Source organism: Vogesella mureinivorans, from assembly GCF_007644035.1.
In the GTDB taxonomy this organism is placed as follows: Bacteria; Pseudomonadota; Gammaproteobacteria; order Burkholderiales; family Chromobacteriaceae; genus Vogesella; species Vogesella mureinivorans.
In genome coordinates this window covers 1-252 of the sequence record NZ_VMTV02000289.1, presented here as the reverse complement: position 1 = coordinate 252, position 252 = coordinate 1, and the positions used below count along the sequence as shown (strand labels likewise).

The 252-nt window shown below is 55.2% G+C and carries 1 protein-coding gene; it reads left to right on the top strand.

All coding sequences use genetic code 11. The features are described 5' to 3' along the window. Positions 1–166 precede the first annotated feature (166 nt). On the top strand, positions 167–252 hold an 86-nt coding region (locus FLQ44_RS08320), incomplete at its 3' end, for a GTP-binding protein (protein WP_033473206.1).

Sequence of the window (252 nt, the reverse complement as noted above, 5' to 3'; positions counted from 1 at the left end):
GAGGGCTTGGTCCGTAAACAAGTAGAGTCCTCATGTAGCTCAGTCGGTAGAGCACTTCCTTGGTAAGGAAGAGGTCGCTGGTTCGATTCCAGTCATGAGCACCATCTCTTGAAGCGGCACCCATCCACACCTTTCCGAATCTTGAGTTCACCGGGATACCAAAGTCATGGCCAAGGGTAAGTTCGAGCGCACCAAGCCGCACGTGAACGTGGGCACGATCGGTCACGTTGACCACGGCAAGACGACGCTGAC